Origin of the sequence: Ruegeria atlantica (assembly GCF_947495585.1) — a bacterium.
GTDB lineage: Bacteria > Pseudomonadota > Alphaproteobacteria > Rhodobacterales > Rhodobacteraceae > Ruegeria > Ruegeria atlantica_G.
Genome location: NZ_CANLZK010000047.1, coordinates 1 through 815, shown reverse-complemented (window position 1 = coordinate 815; position 815 = coordinate 1). Strand labels below are relative to the sequence as shown.

The following is an 815-nucleotide window of genomic DNA, read 5'->3' as shown; positions in this document are numbered from 1 at the left end:
GGTGTTGTCACATTAACTTCCGGGCCACCAGGGAATGCTGATGCCATGATTTCGAGCGGCTCGAGTAGCGGCATTCCAGGCATCAAATGCCTCGAGGTGGTGTTATCGGGTTGTTATGGATGAGCTACGGAATGCCGGGACACAGAGGCAATTCCGTACGGCAGAATGGGTTGCTACGAACGGCAGCATACCTCCTGGGGGCCAAAATCTCTGCATCGTCCGTTCCCGCTTTCGGAATAGGAGATGGCTGTTTTCGGCTCGATTGTTCGCGCCCTTGTGCAACCAATAATACAACCCCGGCGCGACTTCTCGCTTGGCGGTGCCATATGAGCGCAATTTGCGCTGTGATGATCCGCTTCGGAATGAAACCAAATCGCTTTATTAGGTGGCGTAGCAGCCGTTTTTCCGTCCATTTGCCCCGTTCGATTAGAGGATTTCGTCCAGCACGACGCAATGCCGATCTACGTCGCGCCAAAGCCAATACTTGCGACCTCAAATTCTCACGGCAACTTCATCCAGATGCCAGACATCGCCTGGGCAGCTCTGTCTCTGCCGCAAGTTTCGAGCTATCAACGGCCCGAATTTGAGGACCCAAGGCCGGACAGTTTCGTAAGACGCATCGATCCCGCGCTGCAGCAGCAACTCATCAATTTCCCGCAGGCTCAGATTGAAGCGAACGTATAACGACACCGCGTGCGCGATGATCTGAGAAGGAACCGGTGGCGCTTGTAGCTCGTTGACGATGACTTCATCGATGTCACCTATGTCTGATTACGGACTTGAGCAGCCAAACGGCAAGTTAACGTGAAATCAAC

1 pseudogene is annotated in these 815 nt (G+C 53.7%); it reads right to left on the bottom strand.

Annotation, left to right across the window (positions count from 1 at the left end):
- Window positions 1-102: 102 nt before the first annotated feature.
- A pseudogene (locus tag QMP16_RS23745) lies at window positions 103-752 on the bottom strand (IS6 family transposase).
- Window positions 753-815 lie beyond the last annotated feature (63 nt).